Source organism: Okeanomitos corallinicola TIOX110 (assembly GCF_038050375.1).
GTDB classification, from domain to species: domain Bacteria; phylum Cyanobacteriota; class Cyanobacteriia; order Cyanobacteriales; family Nostocaceae; genus Okeanomitos; species Okeanomitos corallinicola.
In genome coordinates, this window is the sequence record NZ_CP150886.1 from 3,134,970 (window position 1) to 3,153,427 (window position 18,458).

At 38.8% G+C, this 18,458-nt stretch carries 18 protein-coding genes and 1 riboswitch; of the genes, 9 read left to right on the forward strand and 9 right to left on the reverse strand.

Going from position 1 to position 18,458, the window contains the following annotated elements; all coding sequences use genetic code 11:
• The first annotated feature begins 447 nt into the window (after window positions 1-447).
• On the forward strand, window positions 448-1,464 hold the full coding sequence (locus WJM97_RS13605) for a ribose-phosphate pyrophosphokinase (protein ID WP_353929341.1): 1,017 nt from the start codon (window positions 448-450) through the stop codon (window positions 1,462-1,464).
• Between the two features lie 69 nt (window positions 1,465-1,533).
• Here WJM97_RS13605 and WJM97_RS13610 read toward each other — a convergent pair whose 3' ends face one another.
• The 3 genes from WJM97_RS13610 to WJM97_RS13620 all read right to left on the reverse strand — a co-directional run bounded on the left by WJM97_RS13610 (window position 1,534) and on the right by WJM97_RS13620 (window position 3,282).
• On the reverse strand, window positions 1,534-2,106 hold the full coding sequence (locus WJM97_RS13610) for an HD domain-containing protein (RefSeq protein WP_353929342.1): 573 nt from the start codon (window positions 2,104-2,106) through the stop codon (window positions 1,534-1,536).
• 236 nt (window positions 2,107-2,342) lie between these two features.
• Window positions 2,343-2,720, reverse strand: a complete 378-nt coding sequence (locus tag WJM97_RS13615) for a hypothetical protein (RefSeq protein WP_353929343.1) — start codon at window positions 2,718-2,720, stop codon at window positions 2,343-2,345.
• Window positions 2,692-3,282: a type II toxin-antitoxin system antitoxin SocA domain-containing protein gene (locus WJM97_RS13620; RefSeq protein WP_353929344.1), complete on the reverse strand. Its 591-nt coding sequence runs from the start codon at window positions 3,280-3,282 to the stop codon at window positions 2,692-2,694. Before WJM97_RS13620 ends, WJM97_RS13615 begins: the two co-directional genes overlap by 29 nt.
• A 267-nt stretch (window positions 3,283-3,549) precedes the next feature.
• On the opposite strand from WJM97_RS13620, the gene typA reads away from it, so the two are divergent.
• Window positions 3,550-5,340 (forward strand): translational GTPase TypA, encoded by a 1,791-nt coding sequence (gene typA / locus WJM97_RS13625; protein ID WP_353929345.1) that lies wholly within the window; start codon window positions 3,550-3,552, stop codon window positions 5,338-5,340.
• A gap of 445 nt (window positions 5,341-5,785) precedes the next feature.
• Here typA and WJM97_RS13630 read toward each other — a convergent pair whose 3' ends face one another.
• Entirely contained in the window at window positions 5,786-6,139 is a 354-nt protein-coding gene (locus tag WJM97_RS13630) for a Rieske (2Fe-2S) protein (protein WP_353929346.1), read from the reverse strand.
• Between the two features lie 11 nt (window positions 6,140-6,150).
• Between WJM97_RS13630 and WJM97_RS13635 the strand changes: the two genes are divergently transcribed.
• The 7 genes from WJM97_RS13635 (at window position 6,151) to ndhD1 (ending at window position 12,322) form a co-directional block, all read left to right on the forward strand.
• On the forward strand, window positions 6,151-6,291 hold the full coding sequence (locus WJM97_RS13635) for a hypothetical protein (protein ID WP_353929347.1): 141 nt from the start codon (window positions 6,151-6,153) through the stop codon (window positions 6,289-6,291).
• Window positions 6,292-6,325: 34 nt separating this feature from the next.
• Window positions 6,326-7,093: a Uma2 family endonuclease gene (locus WJM97_RS13640; protein WP_353929348.1), complete on the forward strand. Its 768-nt coding sequence runs from the start codon at window positions 6,326-6,328 to the stop codon at window positions 7,091-7,093.
• A 246-nt stretch (window positions 7,094-7,339) separates the two neighbouring features.
• Window positions 7,340-7,963 carry a hypothetical protein gene (locus WJM97_RS13645; RefSeq protein ID WP_353929349.1) on the forward strand — a complete coding sequence of 208 codons (624 nt, stop codon included), beginning with the start codon at window positions 7,340-7,342 and terminating at the stop codon, window positions 7,961-7,963.
• Window positions 7,963-8,436: a DUF2726 domain-containing protein gene (locus WJM97_RS13650; RefSeq protein ID WP_353929350.1), complete on the forward strand. Its 474-nt coding sequence runs from the start codon at window positions 7,963-7,965 to the stop codon at window positions 8,434-8,436. Before WJM97_RS13645 ends, WJM97_RS13650 begins: the two co-directional genes overlap by 1 nt.
• Before the next feature lie 172 nt (window positions 8,437-8,608).
• Window positions 8,609-8,706, forward strand: a riboswitch (TPP riboswitch).
• A 6-nt stretch (window positions 8,707-8,712) separates the two neighbouring features.
• Window positions 8,713-10,086: a phosphomethylpyrimidine synthase gene (gene thiC, locus WJM97_RS13655; protein ID WP_353929351.1), complete on the forward strand. Its 1,374-nt coding sequence runs from the start codon at window positions 8,713-8,715 to the stop codon at window positions 10,084-10,086.
• Between the two features lie 84 nt (window positions 10,087-10,170).
• Window positions 10,171-10,353: a PCP reductase family protein gene (locus WJM97_RS13660; RefSeq protein ID WP_353929352.1), complete on the forward strand. Its 183-nt coding sequence runs from the start codon at window positions 10,171-10,173 to the stop codon at window positions 10,351-10,353.
• A gap of 400 nt (window positions 10,354-10,753) precedes the next feature.
• Window positions 10,754-12,322 carry a photosynthetic/respiratory NAD(P)H-quinone oxidoreductase subunit D1 gene (gene ndhD1, locus WJM97_RS13665; protein ID WP_353933167.1) on the forward strand — a complete coding sequence of 523 codons (1,569 nt, stop codon included), beginning with the start codon at window positions 10,754-10,756 and terminating at the stop codon, window positions 12,320-12,322.
• A gap of 70 nt (window positions 12,323-12,392) precedes the next feature.
• Here the strand turns inward: ndhD1 and WJM97_RS13670 are convergent, their stop codons facing one another.
• From WJM97_RS13670 to cbiT, 5 genes are all read right to left on the reverse strand, one after another.
• Window positions 12,393-13,007 (reverse strand): hypothetical protein, encoded by a 615-nt coding sequence (locus WJM97_RS13670; RefSeq protein ID WP_353929353.1) that lies wholly within the window; start codon window positions 13,005-13,007, stop codon window positions 12,393-12,395.
• A gap of 168 nt (window positions 13,008-13,175) precedes the next feature.
• Complete coding sequence (gene clpB, locus WJM97_RS13675) at window positions 13,176-15,860, reverse strand: ATP-dependent chaperone ClpB (RefSeq protein ID WP_353929354.1); 2,685 nt, start codon at window positions 15,858-15,860, stop codon at window positions 13,176-13,178.
• Between the two features lie 227 nt (window positions 15,861-16,087).
• Window positions 16,088-16,480: a lactoylglutathione lyase gene (gloA, locus tag WJM97_RS13680; RefSeq protein ID WP_353929355.1), complete on the reverse strand. Its 393-nt coding sequence runs from the start codon at window positions 16,478-16,480 to the stop codon at window positions 16,088-16,090.
• A gap of 87 nt (window positions 16,481-16,567) precedes the next feature.
• Window positions 16,568-17,455, reverse strand: a complete 888-nt coding sequence (locus WJM97_RS13685; protein WP_353933168.1) for a phosphatidate cytidylyltransferase — start codon at window positions 17,453-17,455, stop codon at window positions 16,568-16,570.
• Between the two features lie 76 nt (window positions 17,456-17,531).
• Window positions 17,532-18,134: a precorrin-6Y C5,15-methyltransferase subunit CbiT gene (gene cbiT / locus WJM97_RS13690; RefSeq protein ID WP_353929356.1), complete on the reverse strand. Its 603-nt coding sequence runs from the start codon at window positions 18,132-18,134 to the stop codon at window positions 17,532-17,534.
• Between the last annotated feature and the right edge of the window lie 324 nt (window positions 18,135-18,458).

Sequence of the window (18,458 nt, forward strand, 5' to 3'; positions counted from 1 at the left end):
CATTCTGATGGCTTAACTATTGGTGTTCTACCAACCCGTAGGTCAAAATTACTATTTTATACCTACTAAAACTGTCAACCTGCATCCATGATTTTTGAGCAGTCAAACTCAATACAAACCAAAAAATACAAAAATTCCGATTTTATTTGTGAATAAATTGATCTCAGTTATAAAAGAAACGGTAGAATAGGTAATCTACCATACCAAATGCTCAAACATTTGGCCTATTCACCCGATGCCCAAAAGCAAAACCCTGAGACTATTTACAAAAATAGACATCAGTAAAATCATCATGGGCTATTTCCCAGAAGAACCAGACAATTAATGAATGTAAATATATGGAGAAATATTGCAAATTTGTATAGAAGTTTCAACAAAACTTACAAATGTTTTGCCGAACTTATTTATGTCCGCTAAATCTGCTAAATCTCTGATGATATTATTACCATGAATGCACATCGAGGATCTGCTGTGCTAAGTTCTCCAACTTTAAAACTGCCAACAACCCCAACAGGATTGAATGAAAATCATCGTCTGCGGTTGTTTTCCGGTTCTGCTAATTTAGGATTATCGCAAGAAGTCGCTCGTTATCTGGGAATGGACTTAGGTCCAATGATTCGGAAAAGATTTGCGGATGGGGAATTATATGTTCAAATCCAAGAATCTATCCGGGGTTGTGATGTTTATTTAATTCAACCAACCTGTCAGCCAGTTAATGACCACTTGATGGAATTACTGATTATGATTGATGCCTGTCGTCGAGCTTCTGCACGACAGATTACAGCAGTGATTCCTTACTATGGTTATGCTCGCGCTGATCGCAAAACTGCCGGCAGAGAATCAATTACAGCTAAACTGGTTGCTAACCTGATTACTCAAGCTGGTGCTAGTCGGATTTTAGCAATGGACTTGCACGCAGCACAAATACAAGGGTATTTTGATATACCTTTTGATCATGTTTACGGTTCTCCCGTGATACTAGATTATTTGCAGAGTAAAGGACTACATGACATTGTAGTGGTTTCCCCGGATGTGGGTGGTGTGGCTAGAGCTAGAGCTTTTGCCAAAAAACTCAATGATGCACCCCTAGCAATTATTGATAAACGCCGTCAAGCTCACAATGTAGCAGAAGTCTTAAATGTCATCGGTGATGTTAAAGGCAAAACTGCTATTTTAGTTGATGACATGATTGATACCGGGGGAACGATTGCTGAAGGTGCTAGATTACTGAGGGAAGAAGGCGCAAGTCAAGTATATGCTTGTGCTACCCATGCAGTATTTTCACCACCGGCAATTGAACGTTTATCTAGTGGTGTGTTTGAAGAAGTCATTGTGACTAACACCATTCCCATTCCTGAAGATAATTACTTTCCTCAGTTAGTAGTACGTTCAGTAGCTAATCTTTTGGGAGAGGCTATTTGGCGTATTCATGAAGATAGCTCATTAAGTAGTCTATTCCGATAGGCCAAAAATAAAATCATCCTAAAGGATGAATAGTTAAGTATGAAGGATGGGGTTTTTTGTGTTCATCCTTCATTTTTTATGGGTTGCTAAAATTTCCATTTCTGTTACTACTCGTGCTAATTCTTCTATTAATGGTGTAATTTTGTTTTGATTAAAAGCATCGGCTAAGGCTCGATAATACCAAAGTGTACCTTCTTTTCTTCCTGTAAATCTTTCCCACACTGCATCACCGTTCAGGCGATAATCTTTGAGAATTGATCTGGCATTATAGAGTTTATCGGCTGCGGAAACTAGCAACACGGAAGGGGAAGCTGTGGAAAGATGAGCTATGTATTTTTCTTTGCGTTCTTTCCAAGGGGGTTTGGGGGTGGTGTCTGCGTCTGTACAACCTTCAACTATTGCGGTGACGTTATCCCCAAAGCGATGACGAATTTCTTCTCTGGTGGCTGCTCCTCCTTGGTCTTCTATGGCATCATGTAGTAAGGCGGCGATCGCTTCTTCTTCGTTTGCTCCATATTCTAAAGCAATGCTGGCTACTCCTAATAAATGGCTAATATAGGGTACTCCTGAACCTTTTCTAATTTGGGTTGCATGGAGTTGGTGCGTGTAGGTTAGTGCTTGGGTGAAGCGTTCTGATAGCATTTTTTAAATGGGTATTTTCGGTTTGGTGTTGAGGTTTGGAAGGATTGAACCACGTTCGCGTCCCGCAGGGATAGAACACGAAGAACACGAAGGAAGAGGAGAAGAGAAGAAGAGGAGAGAGTTATTTGTCACAATTTTAATATTTTCAATCAATTATCTACACCGTTAAGTAATTAATCAGTTGAGGTAAGTTTTAGGTGTACGGGATTGAAGTTTATCCAAAGAAAGTCTGATTATTAACTATCGAGAATTTCTTTAAGCACACTCTTTAAATCTACATCAGCAGGACGTTTAGAAAACTGTTCATGGCTATAAATCCACACCAGTTTAATTATATAATCATTTGTATTTACTAAATACATTAATCTGATTTGTCCAGAGGCACCTTTTGATACTTTAAATTCTAGTTTATGAAATGACCATCCTTCAGGTAATTTAATTTTTCCCGGTAAGGGTTCATTGCGGGAATTTATAGGATATTGATCATCAATTAAATCTTCTAAAATTTGTGCAATACATTCTACAAAATCAGACTTATAAGCTTTGGCAAGTTTTTTGAAAGAACGCTGAAAATTATCTGTTTTTTCAATCGAGAAGGGAGTTAAGCCAGTCACGGACTTCTCCTTTTTTCACACGATTTGATGTTTCTGAATTACAAGCATCTTTTAAAACTTGTCTCATCACATCTTTGTAAAATGGATGATCTCTTTCTATCTGATCTAATTTCTCATGTCCTAATGCTTTTAAATCTTCTAATAAAATGACTGTGGTGGAAGCAGCTTGAGGTGGTAAACCTTGACGTGCTTTTTTCCAAGGAAATTCTAAGTGAGTCATATCACTTAAACGATAAGCATGATAACCACCAAAATATTCCCAAACTTCTTCTAGCAGTTGTTTATCATCTTCAGATATTTCTGATAATGATTCTTGACCAGGAATAGGTAATTGTTTAGCTTCAAAGTCGCTATAAAATCTATAGGCAGGTGGACAAACCGGACCATAACGCCATGCTTGTATTTCTTCGGGAAATAATGGTTGATCATACATGGCTAAATGCAAACTTTGGGCATAGTATAAAAGTTTTTGCACTTTCATGTTTGTCATTTCTGCTTCTATGCCGTCTTGGTAAGCCTTGATAATGAAGTAGTGAGATACAGTTAAACAATTAATCATCATCACACTCGCAAATCAAACACATTACATACTCCATTTATTATAGTTTAAATTCATGTTTTAGTACATCTGTCCTAATAAATTTCGTCATTAGGCTATGAACCTCAAGAAACACTCTTGCCATTTCTTCTCAAAATAACAATTTTTGTGACAATTGGGTTAGAATTATTAAAGGTTCGTTACAGAAATGGCAAAACATCCCCAACTCTGTTACAAAAGCCAAACATTAAGTTATTAATCTAAAAACCCTAAATTACACCTAAACTCTCTATGACGCTCCCAATTCGTAACGTCGCCATTATCGCCCACGTTGACCACGGTAAAACCACATTGGTTGACGCTCTCCTCAAACAGTCCGGCATTTTCCGCGAAGGCGAAGACGTTCCGGATTGTGTGATGGACTCCAACGACTTGGAGAGAGAGCGGGGAATTACAATTCTTTCCAAAAATACTGCGGTTAAATATAAAGATACCCTGATCAATATTGTTGATACCCCTGGACACGCTGACTTCGGTGGAGAGGTAGAACGGGTATTAGGCATGGTTGATGGTTGCATCCTCATTGTGGATGCTAACGAAGGACCAATGCCCCAAACTCGCTTTGTACTCAAAAAAGCTTTGGAAAAGGGCTTGCGTCCTATTGTTGTTATTAACAAAATTGACCGCGCTAAGGCTGATCCTCATGTAGCCGTTGATAAGGTTTTGGATCTGTTCTTGGAATTAGGCGCTGATGATGACCAGTGTGATTTCCCTTATCTGTTCGCTTCCGGGATGGCAGGTTACGCTAAGGAAACTTTGGAAGCAGAAGCGGTAGATATGCAGCCATTGTTTGAGGCGATTCTCCGTCATGTTCCCGCACCGATAGGAGATGCCAGCAAACCTCTGCAACTGCAAGTTACCACCCTGGATTATTCTGAATATCTGGGACGGATTGTCATTGGGAGAATCCATAACGGTACTATCCGCGCTGGACAACAAGCGGCTCTAATAACAGAAAATGGTAGTATTGTCAAGTCTAAAATTTCCAAGTTAATGGGATTTGAAGGCTTGAAGCGGGTGGAATTAGAAGAAGCAACCGCTGGTTATATTGTGGCTGTAGCGGGTTTTGCTGATGCTTACATTGGTGAAACTATTACAGATCCTAATGAACCCCAAGCGTTACCACTGATTAAAGTGGATGAACCGACTTTACAGATGACCTTCTGGGTGAATGATTCACCTTTTGCCGGTCAGGAAGGTAAGTTAGTCACATCTCGTCAAGTGCGCGATCGCTTGTTCCGAGAATTAGAAACCAACGTAGCTTTACGGGTAGAAGAAACAGATTCACCCGATAAATTCCAAGTTTCTGGTCGGGGTGAATTACACCTGGGTATCTTAATTGAAACCATGCGTCGGGAAGGTTATGAGTTCCAAGTTTCTCAGCCTCAAGTAATTTACCGCGAAATTAATGGTCAACCTTGTGAACCTTTTGAATTGTTGGCTTTAGACGTTCCTGCTGATGCAGTAGGTAGCTGTATTGAACGCCTGGGACAACGGAAAGGGGAAATGCAAGATATGCAGCCTGGTGCTGGCGATCGCACCCAATTAGAATTTGTGATTCCCGCCCGTGGTTTAATTGGTTTCCGTGGTGAATTTATGCGGATGACCCGTGGTGAAGGGATCATGAACCACAGCTTCTTGGAATACCGTTCACTTTCCGGCAACATTGAAGCCCGGAACAAAGGCGTTTTAATTTCCTTTGAAGAAGGTGTTTCTACTTTCTACGCCATGAAAAACGCAGAAGATAGAGGTTCATTCTTTATAACACCAGGCACAAAGGTTTATAAAGGCATGATTGTCGGTGAACACAACCGTCCTCAAGACTTAGAATTGAACGTTTGTAAAACCAAGCAGCTAACCAACCACCGTGCAGCAGGTGGTGATGAACTCGTACAGTTGCAAGCACCTGTAGATATGAGCTTAGAACGTGCATTAGAGTACATTGGACCTGATGAGTTGGTGGAAGTTACACCTGAATCTATTCGTCTGCGCAAAATGTCGAAGAAATTAGCTAAACGCTAATTTACCAAGGGTGGGAATTTTAAACCCACCTTTTTTTTATCTAACCGCAGAGGCGCAGAGGACGCAGAGAAAGAACATCAATAATTTTTTATCTGCGTTTATCCGCGTTCATCTGCGTTCTATTTTAAATTCCTGAAAAAAAGTTTTTTTGCAATAAACCCCCCTCTATTCTCATTATTATTGATATAGATTCCTATTAATTGAACGATTTTTGGTTGTTTGGGCGATCGCTCTTGACATGGTTTTGAGTTTTTGGTAAATTTAGTTAAAATCCCAAGGGATTGATATAAGAGTTTTGAAATATTTTCTCACGCAGAGACGCGGAAAGAAGAAAAGAGATTTCTACCATTCTCGCAAACCTTACAGATTTCTGAATCAGGATTTTCAAGATTTTCTGGTTGATTTTATTCTTTTAATCCTGACCCAGATGATTAAAATGTGATGATTACTCTGGCAAGTCAATTAAAATACTGCCATCTTCCACACGCACGGGAAAGACTGGTAAAGCTTTCTCCTTGGAAACCTTACCTAACAAATTACCAACCACTGGAGGGAAAGGACACCAGGCTTTTACTTCCCCTGTGTTGAGGTCAAAAGCACTACGGTGTAAAGCGCAAACAATTGCCCCATCTTCGATTTTCCCGGCTTTGAGGGGGATTTTCATGTGAGGACAGTTATTTTCCAGAGCATAAAGCTGATTTTCGTGGTTTAACACCAAAATTTTCTTGTTTCCTACCTTTACCACCTCTCTACCACCAGAGGATAGAGCATTTGCTTCTAAAACTTTTGTCCAGGCCATAGACTTCTCCTTTGTTAACAACCTACATTCAGTTTCCCGTAATTATGCCATTTGCGATCGCACTGAGGGGAAATGTCGGTACTGGGATAGAGAAAGGTGGTGTGAGGAGAGGTTTATTTAAGGCGATCGCCCAGCATGACATAATAGAATAAATGTGATTGAGTCTTTAAACCAAATCCTAGTTATATGACTCTTGCTAAACCTGCTGACATAGATATTACCCATCTTCCCGACCACACCGAGTTACCAGAGTCGGATGGAACATTTGTGTTAGCGAAGCGTACCGTAGGTCAAAATTTTCAAGAACATCCCCAAAGCATCTTACTAACAGACTCCATTAACAACGTATTGCAGAAAATACATCCTGATGGACAATATGCAATTGGTCAAGACTGTGGTATTTACTGGCGTTTAACTGAACCACCAGAAAAAGGTGCAGAAGCACCAGATTGGTTTTATGTAGCCAATGTACCACCAATGTTAAAAGGTAAATTCCGCAGGTCTTACGTATTGTGGCAGGAATATATAGCACCTTTAATAGTTTTAGAATTTGTGTCTGGTGATGGTACAGAAGAAAGGGATAAAACACCATTTAACGGTAAGTTCTGGGTATATGAACAAGCAATTAGAGTACCGTTTTATGGTATTTATGAAGTCCAGAAAGCCAGTGTAGAAGTGTATTATTTAGTGAATGGACGTTATGAATTATTACCAGCTAATGAAAGAGGTCATTATCCAATTTTACCGTTAGGTGTAGAGTTGGGTATTTGGGAAGGACAGTATAATAATATGCAAGCTCCCTGGTTACGTTGGTGGGATTTACAGGGGAATTTGTTGTTGCATAGTGGTGAGAAAACCCAGCAGTTAACATCTCAGTTAGAACAAGAACAGCAAAAAGCCGCACGTTTAGCGGAAAGGTTGCGGGAGTTGGGGGTTAACCCGGATGAGGTTTAAATATACCTCACGCAAAGACGCAAAGGCGCAAAGAATAAAAGTCTAAGATTTTTAAGTATTGATCATAAAGAATTTCTGTAGAGACATCACACATAGCGTCTCTATATTTTTTTGCGTAGATGTCTGTACGGGGAAAATCAACCTTTTTCACAAAATCCAAAAATCTTAGCTAAGACTATTGTAATTTTAGAAAATAGGGTTTATGATGTTTCCAGGAATCTTAAATAAGGTTTTTGGAAAAATTTAATGTCAAAAATTATATACGATGTCATCCAACGCTTTGAGGTTGAAAACGGTATTCCTCGCTTGGTTTCAACTAATATTCAAGTAATTGAAGGTGGGGAAGATTTGTTATCTTTAGCTATCAGTATGTTAGGTAAAATGGGTTTTTATGAGAAGTTTGAGGAGAAGCGAACATCTCAATATATAGGATATCGGTTGAAAAATCCTGGTAAGGGTGCTAAACGTTATCAGTTAGTTTTGGCACAGAGAAAAGATGGTTTAGATATATCTATAGATAAAGATTACTTGCGTCCACATTTGACATCAGTTTCAGTTATCGAAGGAAAGATGACGATGACAAAATATAACGAAGAATCATCTTATTTCTACTGGTTTCGTGGTTGTCAAGATGATATTTATAATGTTCTGCGGATTTTACATATAGCTGAACCTACAGTTATATTTAAAGGTTCATGGTTCCAAGTAAGAGATCATAAGTATATAGATGATCTAAATAAAAACAATTCGTGTATTCCGTTTTACTCTAATCACCTATTTACCTATACTTGGCAAGCTTCAATAACCAGTAAAGAATTGTTAGAAGAATTTATTAGTTACTTTGCAAAAATATTAATGGAGCAAAACTAATGTATATCAAACCCAAAAGATTGGTTAACCTTTACGAAGAAAGAATGTTAGAATTTCTCCAAACCTGCATAGATGAAAATTATAAACTTCATACCCAGGTTAGCTTGTCTCAATTTTGTGAACCAGTTGCTATAATTGATAGTAAACTCCACAACTTTTGGTTAACCTCCAGTGTAGACGCTCTGATCACAAACAATAATTATCAACCTTGCTTAGTGGTAGAATTTCAATCTACATATCATGATAATCCTGAAGCAAGAGAACGGGACACCAAAAAATTACATTTACTCACATTAGCAGGAGTTCCATTACTTTATTCACGAATCAAAGACCTTGGATTATTACATCTTTACAACCAAAATGAACAAATAATATTTAACCTCTTCACAGGAGAAAATAGAGAAAACGCCACATCTTTAATTAAAAATTATTGTCCACCATCCAACTTATCTCATTTACCAGAAATAGCATAATAACGATATCTTCTTCGCGCTCTTTCTTTGCGTCTTTGCGTCTTTGCGTGAAAAAAATCTTCATTCCAAAATAGTATCAACCACCACAAAACCCAAAAATTGATCAAGCAAATATCACACAATTACTAAATAAAAAAACCTCCCCCCACTCATAAACAAAATGCTAGAATCTGAAAGATGCTAGGGGTGCTTGTGAAAACCAAGCTGAGATCAAACCCTTAACACCTGAGACTGGATAATACCAGCGTAGGGAAGCTGTATATAGAGGATTATTGTATGCGAACTGAATGGGTAGCCAAGCGCCGTGGACAGGGTAACGTCACCCAAATGCACTACGCCCGTCAAGGTGTAATTACCGAGGAAATGTACCACGTTGCCAAAGTGGAAAACCTCTCTCCTGAACTCATCCGCGACGAAGTAGCGCGGGGAAGAATGGTTATCCCTGCGAATATTAATCACACTAACCTAGAGGCAATGGCCATAGGTATCGCTTCTAGATGTAAAGTCAACGCTAACCTTGGTGCATCACCCAATTCTTCCGACGTAGAAGAAGAACTAGACAAACTCAGATTATCTATCAAATACGGTGCTGATACCGTCATGGACTTGTCCACAGGTGGCGGTAATTTAGATGAAATTCGTACCGCAATTATCAAAGCTTCACCCGTTCCCATCGGTACTGTACCAGTTTACCAAGCATTAGAAAGCGTTCACGGCAGAATGGAAAACTTCACCGCTGACGACTTTCTCCACATCATCGAAAAACACGCTCAACAAGGGGTAGACTATCAAACCATTCACGCAGGTTTGTTAATTGAACATTTACCCTTAGTTAAAACCCGTCTCACAGGTATTGTTTCCCGTGGTGGCGGTATTTTGGCTAAATGGATGTTACTACACCGCAAACAAAACCCCCTCTACACCCATTTCAACGACATCATTGAGATTTTCAAGAAATATGATGTCACCTTCAGTTTAGGGGACTCCCTGCGTCCTGGATGTACCCATGATGCGACAGATGCAGCACAGTTAGCAGAATTGAAAACTTTAGGTCAACTCACCCGCAGAGCCTGGGAACATGATGTACAGGTAATGGTGGAAGGTCCCGGCCACGTACCTATGGATCAAATTGAGTTTAATGTCCGCAAGCAAATGGAGGAATGTTCAGAAGCTCCATTTTATGTGCTTGGTCCTTTAGTTACAGATATTGCTCCTGGTTATGACCATATTACCTCTGCTATTGGTGCAGCAATGGCAGGTTGGTATGGAACAGCAATGTTATGTTATGTGACACCTAAAGAACATTTAGGTTTACCTAACGCTGAAGACGTGCGGAATGGCTTAATTGCTTATAAAATCGCTGCTCATGCGGCGGATATTGCCAGAAAGCGACCTGGTGCTAGAGATAGGGATGATGAACTTTCCAAAGCTCGGTATAATTTTGATTGGAATCGTCAATTTGAATTATCTTTAGATCCTGAAAGAGCTAAGGAATATCATGATGAAACTTTGCCTGATGATGTTTATAAAAAGGCTGAGTTTTGTTCTATGTGTGGTCCTAAGTTCTGTCCTATGCAGACTAAAATTGAAGATGAGGCTTTGATTGAGTTAGAAGAGTTTCTGGCTACAGAAAAAGTCGTTCAGGTTTAATAACTAAATAAATAGATCCTCGACTTCTTGAAAAAGTCGGGGATTTGGAAATTCCCAATATCAAAATTAACCCCGAAAAAAGCTATGAGTGAACAAATTAAGTGGACTGTGGAAGCAGAAGCGAAAATTAAAGAAATTCCTTTTTTTGTGCGTCCTTTTGCCAGGAAAAAGATTGAAAATTATGCTCAGGAGAATGGTGTTTATTTAATAAATATAGAAGTTTATGATCAGGCTAAACAGTTATTTAATAAAAATCATAATAATTAAGATATTTAAGTAGAAAAGCCCGAAAAAAACGGATAAAATCTATTTTGAAAACTCATGAAATTAACTTACCAAATACTCTCTATTTTTTGAGATAAAAAATTAACATCAGCCAGAAAAATTGTAGCCACCTAATTTTCCTGGCTGGAATTTTTTAAAAATATCCAAAATCTGAGTCACATCTGCTGAATGTGGGATAATTGCTCAATATGAGCTTAGTGGACATTTTACCTACCAGATACTGACTCCTAGAAGTGGTCTACTGGTGTATCTGCAAGGGTGCAGTATTGTCAATTTAATTAAATCAACCTAACAATAAAGAGAAAATTGCCAAAAAGCTGTTAGTTATTAACTGTGACTTTTTGCCAAACATGATTTTAATTGCTGACTGATTGTGATGAATATAGCTAATTTTCCGTGGTTGACGACGATTATTTTATTTCCCATAGCTGCGTCGCTACTGCTTCCCATCATCCCAGATAAAGAAGGCAAAACAGTGCGCTGGTATTCCCTCGCTGTGGGGTTGATAGATTTCGCGCTGATTGTTTACGCCTTTTGTACTGGTTACGATTTCTCCAATCCCGATTTGCAACTGGTGGAGAGTTACCCCTGGGTTCCCCAATTGGGTTTAAACTGGTCTGTGGGCGCTGATGGCTTATCTATGCCCCTGATTTTGCTAACTGGATTTATTACCACCTTGGCGGTTTTAGCAGCTTGGCCTGTCACCTTCAAGCCGAAATTATTTTTCTTCTTGATTTTGGCAATGTATGGCGGTCAAATCGCTGTCTTCGCTGTCCAGGATATGCTGTTATTCTTCCTGGTGTGGGAATTGGAACTTGTGCCAATTTACTTCCTGCTGTCAATTTGGGGCGGTAAAAAACGCCAATATGCAGCGACTAAGTTTATCTTATACACTGCTGGCGGTTCGCTGTTTATTTTGCTGTCTTCTTTGACGATGGGATTTTATGGCGATACAGTTACCTTTGATATGCAGTCCCTGGCATTAAAAGATTTCGGACTAAATTTACAACTTTTACTCTACGCTGGTTTTCTGATTGCCTACGCTGTCAAGTTGCCCATTATTCCTTTGCATACTTGGCTACCAGATGCCCACGGTGAAGCTACAGCACCTGTGCATATGTTACTAGCAGGTATTTTGCTGAAAATGGGTGGTTATGCTTTAATTCGCATGAATGCCCAAATGCTTCCCGATGCCCATGCTTATGTTGCCCCGGTTTTGGTGGTTTTGGGGGTAGTAAATATCATCTACGCGGCTTTAACATCCTTTGCCCAAAGGAACTTAAAACGGAAAATTGCCTACTCTTCAATTTCTCACATGGGCTTTGTTCTGATTGGGATTGCCTCTTTTACCGATTTGGGTCTGAGTGGGGCAGTTTTACAAATGGTTTCTCACGGTTTAATTGGGGCCAGTTTGTTCTTCTTGGTTGGTGCAACCTATGACCGCACACATACCCTGATGTTAGATGAAATGGGTGGTGTGGGTAAGCGAATGAAGAAGATTTTTGCGATGTTTACAACTTGTTCCATGGCTTCTTTAGCATTGCCAGGAATGAGTGGTTTTGTCGCAGAATTAATGGTATTTGTGGGCTTTGCAACTAGCGATGCTTATAACCCTACATTCAAAGTTATCGTCATTTTCTTAATGGCGGTGGGTGTGATTTTAACGCCAATTTATCTACTTTCAATGTTGCGAGAAATTTTCTACGGTCAAGAAAACGAAGAGTTAGTTTCTCACCAAGCTTTGATTGATGCTGAACCCCGTGAAGTGTTTATCATTGCTTGTTTGTTGATTCCTATTATTGGCATTGGTTTTTATCCCAAGTTGCTAACACAAATGTACGACGCTACAACTGTACAATTGACGGCAAGATTGCGTAATTCTGTGCCAACTTTGACGGCTGAGAAAGCAGTGGAAACTGTTTCTTTGAGTGCGCCTGTAATTGGTCAATAATTGTTAATTACAAATACAATTTTGAATTAGGGTAGATATTATATCTGCCCTTTTTTATGAATAGGCTTTGTTAAGATAATGAAAAGAATTTTTTAATTTTATTAGGATTTAATAATTTATCATCTTGTTTTTCATCCCAATAAAAACGATAAAACAATTGTTCGTCTTTAAAATTATGATCATTAGTAACATGATGAATCCATTTTTCATCAACTAATCTCTGTCCTAAAAGAATCGCATTTTCCTGGGAAATTTTCAGTGATTCTATCAACCAAGCTACGGCTTCTTTGCCTACAAAGCAACGGTGATAAACTCTCAAATTATGCCGACGGTCTTCAATTCTAATTCCCCCTACATTCCGCATTTTTGTGACTAATTCTTCTAGGTTAATATCAGCAATATCAATATCTTTGGTATCGTGAGATTTGATTTTAACTTGATCATTTTCTTGCCAGATGTCATAGTTGGTACTTTCTTCAACTAAAATTACTAAAAAATGACCTTTATTTTCTACAGACATAAATTTGGCTTTTTCAATTGCAGCTTGCTTTTCATGTTTAGGAAAAAACTCTATTTTAGTAAATAATTTCCCTCCATAAGACATTCCATCTATGGTGTGCAGTTTATTATCTCTGGAATAGGTAATTTGACAATATTCGACTTGTTCAGCAGCAACTAGTAACATAGTAATTTAACCTCATTTTCAAAGTTGAGCCAGTATCTGATCAGATTAAGATAAATTTACTTTACATTTAAAAGATAGATACAGCCCTAACCCCTGACTTTCAGAAAAAACTAGTGGCTAAATTTTATACTACCAACATTACTAAATATAATTGGAGGATAAAGCAATTTAGACATCTGAGGATGTTTCTAATAATTTAACAGCCTTAGTTTTAGCTACATTCTTTACAGGTGCTTTCTTGGTAAAAGTTAACCCATGTTCACCTTTTTCAATAATAATTGTGTCACCAGAGATAAAGGTATTTTCTAATAATTTGGTAGCGAGAGGGTTTTCAACTTCGCGCTGAATTGACCTTTTTAATGGACGTGCGCCATACACTGGATCATAACCAGCTTCAACCAAATGGTCACAGGCGGCTTGAGATATTTCAAAGGATATTTTTTGCTCTTTGAGTAGATTTTCCACCCGTTTCAATTGAATACGAATAATGTGCCGCATTTCTGAACGGCTGAGGGTATGGAACAATATTAAGTCATCAACGCGGTTGAGAAATTCGGGGCGGAAGTGCGATCGCAAAGATTCCATCACCCTGTTTCGCATTATATCATACTTGGAGTCATCACCAGCAACATCCAAAATATGCTCACTGCCAAGGTTGCTAGTCATGACTATAACTGTGTTTCGGAAATCAACTCCCCTACCTTGTGAGTCCGTAACTCTACCATCATCTAATACTTGAAGCAAAATATTAAACACATCGGGATGGGCTTTTTCTACTTCATCTAGCAACACTACAGAATAGGGATGACGACGAATAGCTTCGGAAAGTTGACCACCTTCTTCATAACCGATGTATCCAGGAGGCGCACCCACTAGGCGGGAAACGGAGTGTTTTTCCATGTACTCGGACATATCCAACCGCACCAAAGCATCATCGGAATCAAAGAGAAATTGAGCTAAAGCGCGGGCGAGTTCGGTTTTACCTACCCCAGTCGGTCCCATGAACAAAAATGACCCAATAGGACGTGAGGGGTCTTTCATCCCTGCACGGGCGCGACGAATGGCCGCAGCAACGGCAGAAACAGCTTCTTCCTGTCCAATTACCCGTTCATGTAAATGGCTTTCTAATTTCAGTAATTTCTGCCGTTCTGATTCTAACAGGCGGTTAACTGGTATACCTGTCCATTTGGCGACTATTTCGGCTATGTCGGCTTCTGTGACTTGTTCTCGCAGCAGGGTAGAACCTTGACTTTGAATTTCTAGGAGTTTTGTTTCTTTAATTTCCCGTTCTCTTTGCACTCCTTCTAATTTACCGTATTTCAATTGAGCCGCTTTGTTTAAATCATAATCCCTTTCTGCTTGTTCAATTTGCACCCGCATTGCGTCTTCTTCTTTTTTGAGGGTGCTAATTGCTTCTAATAATTGCTTTTCCCCTTGCCATTGTTCATTAAAGCTTTGCTGTTTAATTGTTAATGTGTTAATTTCTTGCTCAATTAGCTGTAATCTTTCTCTAGTTGGGGAAGTTTCGTTATCTTCTCCTGCTAATGATAGTTTTTCCATTTCTAGCTGCATTAAGCGTCTATCAATGGTTTCTAATTCCGCCGGTTTGGAGGTAATTTCCATTTTTAATTTCGCTGCGGCTTCGTCAACTAAGTCAATGGCTTTGTCTGGTAAAAATCTATCGGCAATATAACGGGCTGATAAAGTTGCTGCTGCTACTAAAGCGGAATCGGATATTTTAACGTTGTGATGGACTTCGTAGCGTTCTTTCAAACCCCGTAAAATCGAGATTGTATTTTCTACGGTAGGTTGATCTACATATACCTGTTGAAATCTTCTTTCTAAAGCTGCGTCTTTTTCAATGAATTTACGATATTCATCTAAGGTGGTTGCACCGATACAACGTAACTCGCCCCTCGCTAACATGGGTTTAAGTAAGTTACCCGCATCCATTGATCCTTGTTGGTTAGAACCTGCACCAACTACGGTATGCAGTTCATCAATAAATAGAACTATTTGCCCGTTTGATTCCGTAACTTCCCGGAGGACATTTTTTAAACGGTCTTCAAATTCACCACGGTATTTGGCCCCAGCAATGAGACTACCGATATCTAAAGAAATCAATTGACGGTTTTTTAAAGATTCGGGAACGTCGCCATTAACCATTCTCTGGGCTAAAGCTTCGGCGATCGCAGTTTTGCCAACGCCCGGTTCTCCAATTAAAACTGGGTTATTTTTGCTACGTCTTGATAATACTTGAATGACGCGGCGAATTTCATCATCGCGGCCGATTACAGGATCTAATTTTCCTGCTTTTGCCTGTTCTGTCAAATCTCTACCAAAACGCTCTAACGCTTGGTACTGTCCATCCTCAGTTTCTGTTTCGCTTGACTTGGGGGTGACTTTTTGAGTCACACGGACATTTTTAACAGCAGTTTCTAATTTAGTAATATCAACATTTAAGGCTTTAAATATTCGTCTGCCGATACGTTCATCTTCTGCGAAGGCTAAGAAAACGTGACCTTCAGAAATTTCTGCATCTTTCATTCTGCCACGAATTTCTTCGGCTCTATCTAAAAGTAAATCTAAATTTCTACCTAGATATAATTGATCATTTTTTCCTATCCTGGGCTGACGTTTAGTATAAGCTTCTAACTGTTGCTGTAATTTAATTGGATCTATTTCAGCACGAGTAAGAATACCTGCGGATATACTACTAGATTCTTCTAAAAGGGCAAGAATTAAATGTTCTACTTCTAATTGTTGTTGTTGATATGCACGAACTATATCCTGAGATTTAATCACTGCATCCCAGGTTGTATCAGTAAATTTATTTGGATCTGTAGGCTGCATCTTTGAAAATTTTAGATTTTAGATTTTGACTTTAAGTTGATAAATTGGTGATTTGTAAAGAATAACACCTATTTTTCCCGTAATTTGACCATTTTACGACATGAACACCAATCAAAAACACAAGCATTATTGTTGTGGTGGGCAATGCCCACCTTACTCTAAGATAAGATCATTCAAAGCAGAATTACTGAATTAACTTTAGAGATGTAGATGTTTCTTTATTTGATCTACTTTAGTGTAGTTAACTGAATTAATTCAACTTTATATCCATCTGGATCTTCAACAAAAGCAATTATTGTAGAACCATGTTTCATTGGCCCTGGTTCTCTAACTACTTTAGCTCCACATTGTCTAATTTGCTCACAGGTGGCGTAAATGTCATCTACTCCCAGTGCAATATGACCATAGGCTGAACCTAAATCATATTTTTCCACACCCCAGTTGTAAGTTAATTCTAGGACTGTATTGTCACATTCATCACCGTAACCCACAAAAGCAAGGGTGAATTCTCCACCTGGATAGTCTTTGCGGCGGAGTAATTTCATACCCAATACATCACAATAGAATTTTAAGGACTCTTCTAAGTTGCCTACTCGCAACATTGTATGTAGTAATCGCATATTTACCCTTTACTTAACTCTTACATTTTATAGCTGATAGCTGAATCTTTACAGGATGTTTAGATAACCTGAAAGCTGATAAATTTCCTATTTTAACAAAGGGAGTAAAAGGGTGACAAAATAGTAAACTAGGGGAGCAGTAAAAATGTAGCTGTCTGTCCGATCTAAGATGCCACCATGACCAGGTATTAATTGTCCTGAATCTTTAACTCCTGCATCTCTTTTTAACATGGATTCTGTTAAATCACCTAAGAGACTGGCAATACCAATTAACACACCCAAAAGTGAACCTGTGACCAGGAAGTAAGGTAAATGGAGAAAATAAGCTCCTAATAAAGCGATGATAATGCTACCTGTAATTCCAAAAATTGCTCCTTCTACTGTTTTTTTAGGACTGATATTTGAGAGAGGAGTTTTACCTAAAAATTTACCAAAAGTGTAAGCGCCAATATCAGCAGCCCAAATACATAAAAAAGTTAAAACAGTAAATGTTAAACCTTGTGGTAATGTTTCTAATTTGCCTTGGGTAAAAATATCATGCCAATTATTCGGCCAGTAGCCACCAAAGGGAATATTACTGATGATATCTGTGCTATTGAGGTTTCTTAATCTTACCCAGTAACTAGGTAAATAACCAACGTAAAATAGCCCCATAATAGAAGCGGAAATATCTGCAATGGTAGCAAATTGGGGTTGAAAGAGTAGGTAAAAACAAATAAATGTACCTGCTAGGGGCATGAGGGCATCAGCTAAACTAGCATTGAGAGTACATATTGCTAGTAAAATGATACTAACAAAGATAGTTGTTTTAGCAGCAGGAGACATCCCTCTAGTACGGACTAAATTAAAATATTCCTGTTGACCTAGGAAGACGACGATCGCCATAGCTACAGTGAAGTACCAACCTCCTAATAAGGTTGAAGATAAGGCAAGGGCGATCGCCACAATTCCACTAATAATTCTTGACCAAGGCATGGCATAATAATATTTTTGATTTTTGATTTTTGATTTTTGATTTTTGATTGAATCCAAAACCGAAAACCGAATAGATTCAATCTAGTTTTTCACCACTGACGATAAAAATGGGATCAGCCGCTACAAAGGTTTGAGAAAAACCACGTGTTTCTAAGCGGTTAACCGCAGACTGCACAACTTCAATATTTCTGGCTCTTAACTGGGAAAAGCTTTGGGAAATAGCATACAGACTCTCTAGATTAGCAGCTGTGGCAACTACTCGACCGGATAAAGGCAAATAAACCCAGACAGCTTGTAAAATTTCCTGGATATTTTTTCCCCCTTCCATACACACACAGTCAGGGTTTTGGTTGATGTTATGTAAACACTCTGGGGCGCTGCCTTGGACTACTTCTACATTTTTGACTTCAAAGCGATCGCAGTTACATTTGATCAAATTAGCTACATCTTCGTCTCTCTCTACAGCAATTACTTTTCCTTGGGGACACAATAACCCCACTTCTACGGGAATTGTACCTGTTCCTGCGCCAATATCCCACAATACAGAATCTGATTTGAGTCGCAGTTGGGAAATTAACAATAATCTTAATTCTCGCTGACTGAGGGGAATGCCTGGTAAGTTCTCAAATAAATCATCGGGGATACCAGGGGTGATGTAAGGCCAAAGTTTAGAGGGCATAAAAAAATTCAAAATTTAAAAGTCAAAGTTCAAACCGGGAAAGCTAGATTGGGTAAGCATTTGCTTGATCTCTTGCAGTTAAAATACTGGCTGAAGTGATTTCACAAGTAATAAACTAGAGAAAGTTTAATAACATAGCTCTATAGGTAATTATGGTGGATAGGGAAGTATTAGGCGATCGCTACGAAGTTCAACAGCAGTTAGGTAAAAAATCTGGATGAAGAATTTTATTAGAAGAACATAAATTCATTCTTGGTAATGATAATGAGTTAATATCTGAACCAGAACTTAATTGGCTTGTACATGAATTGAGTGAGTGGTTAG

What these genes read in the sequence shown, in the direction of transcription:
- cbiT (WP_353929356.1), bottom strand. Translation starts at nt 18,134, where the DNA reads ATGCCCTCTAAACTTTGGCCTTACATCACCCCTGGTATCCCCGATGAT.
- typA (WP_353929345.1), top strand. Translation starts at nt 3,550, where the DNA reads ATGACGCTCCCAATTCGTAACGTCGCCATTATCGCCCACGTTGACCAC.
- WJM97_RS13620 (WP_353929344.1), bottom strand. Translation starts at nt 3,282, where the DNA reads ATGATGATTAATTGTTTAACTGTATCTCACTACTTCATTATCAAGGCT.
- WJM97_RS13610 (WP_353929342.1), bottom strand. Translation starts at nt 2,106, where the DNA reads ATGCTATCAGAACGCTTCACCCAAGCACTAACCTACACGCACCAACTC.
- WJM97_RS13660 (WP_353929352.1), top strand. Translation starts at nt 10,171, where the DNA reads ATGAGTGAACAAATTAAGTGGACTGTGGAAGCAGAAGCGAAAATTAAA.
- WJM97_RS13685 (WP_353933168.1), bottom strand. Translation starts at nt 17,455, where the DNA reads ATGCCTTGGTCAAGAATTATTAGTGGAATTGTGGCGATCGCCCTTGCC.
- clpB (WP_353929354.1), bottom strand. Translation starts at nt 15,860, where the DNA reads ATGCAGCCTACAGATCCAAATAAATTTACTGATACAACCTGGGATGCA.
- WJM97_RS13630 (WP_353929346.1), bottom strand. Translation starts at nt 6,139, where the DNA reads ATGGCCTGGACAAAAGTTTTAGAAGCAAATGCTCTATCCTCTGGTGGT.
- WJM97_RS13640 (WP_353929348.1), top strand. Translation starts at nt 6,326, where the DNA reads ATGACTCTTGCTAAACCTGCTGACATAGATATTACCCATCTTCCCGAC.
- WJM97_RS13670 (WP_353929353.1), bottom strand. Translation starts at nt 13,007, where the DNA reads ATGTTACTAGTTGCTGCTGAACAAGTCGAATATTGTCAAATTACCTAT.
- WJM97_RS13605 (WP_353929341.1), top strand. Translation starts at nt 448, where the DNA reads ATGAATGCACATCGAGGATCTGCTGTGCTAAGTTCTCCAACTTTAAAA.
- gloA (WP_353929355.1), bottom strand. Translation starts at nt 16,480, where the DNA reads ATGCGATTACTACATACAATGTTGCGAGTAGGCAACTTAGAAGAGTCC.
- WJM97_RS13650 (WP_353929350.1), top strand. Translation starts at nt 7,963, where the DNA reads ATGTATATCAAACCCAAAAGATTGGTTAACCTTTACGAAGAAAGAATG.
- thiC (WP_353929351.1), top strand. Translation starts at nt 8,713, where the DNA reads ATGCGAACTGAATGGGTAGCCAAGCGCCGTGGACAGGGTAACGTCACC.
- WJM97_RS13645 (WP_353929349.1), top strand. Translation starts at nt 7,340, where the DNA reads ATGTCAAAAATTATATACGATGTCATCCAACGCTTTGAGGTTGAAAAC.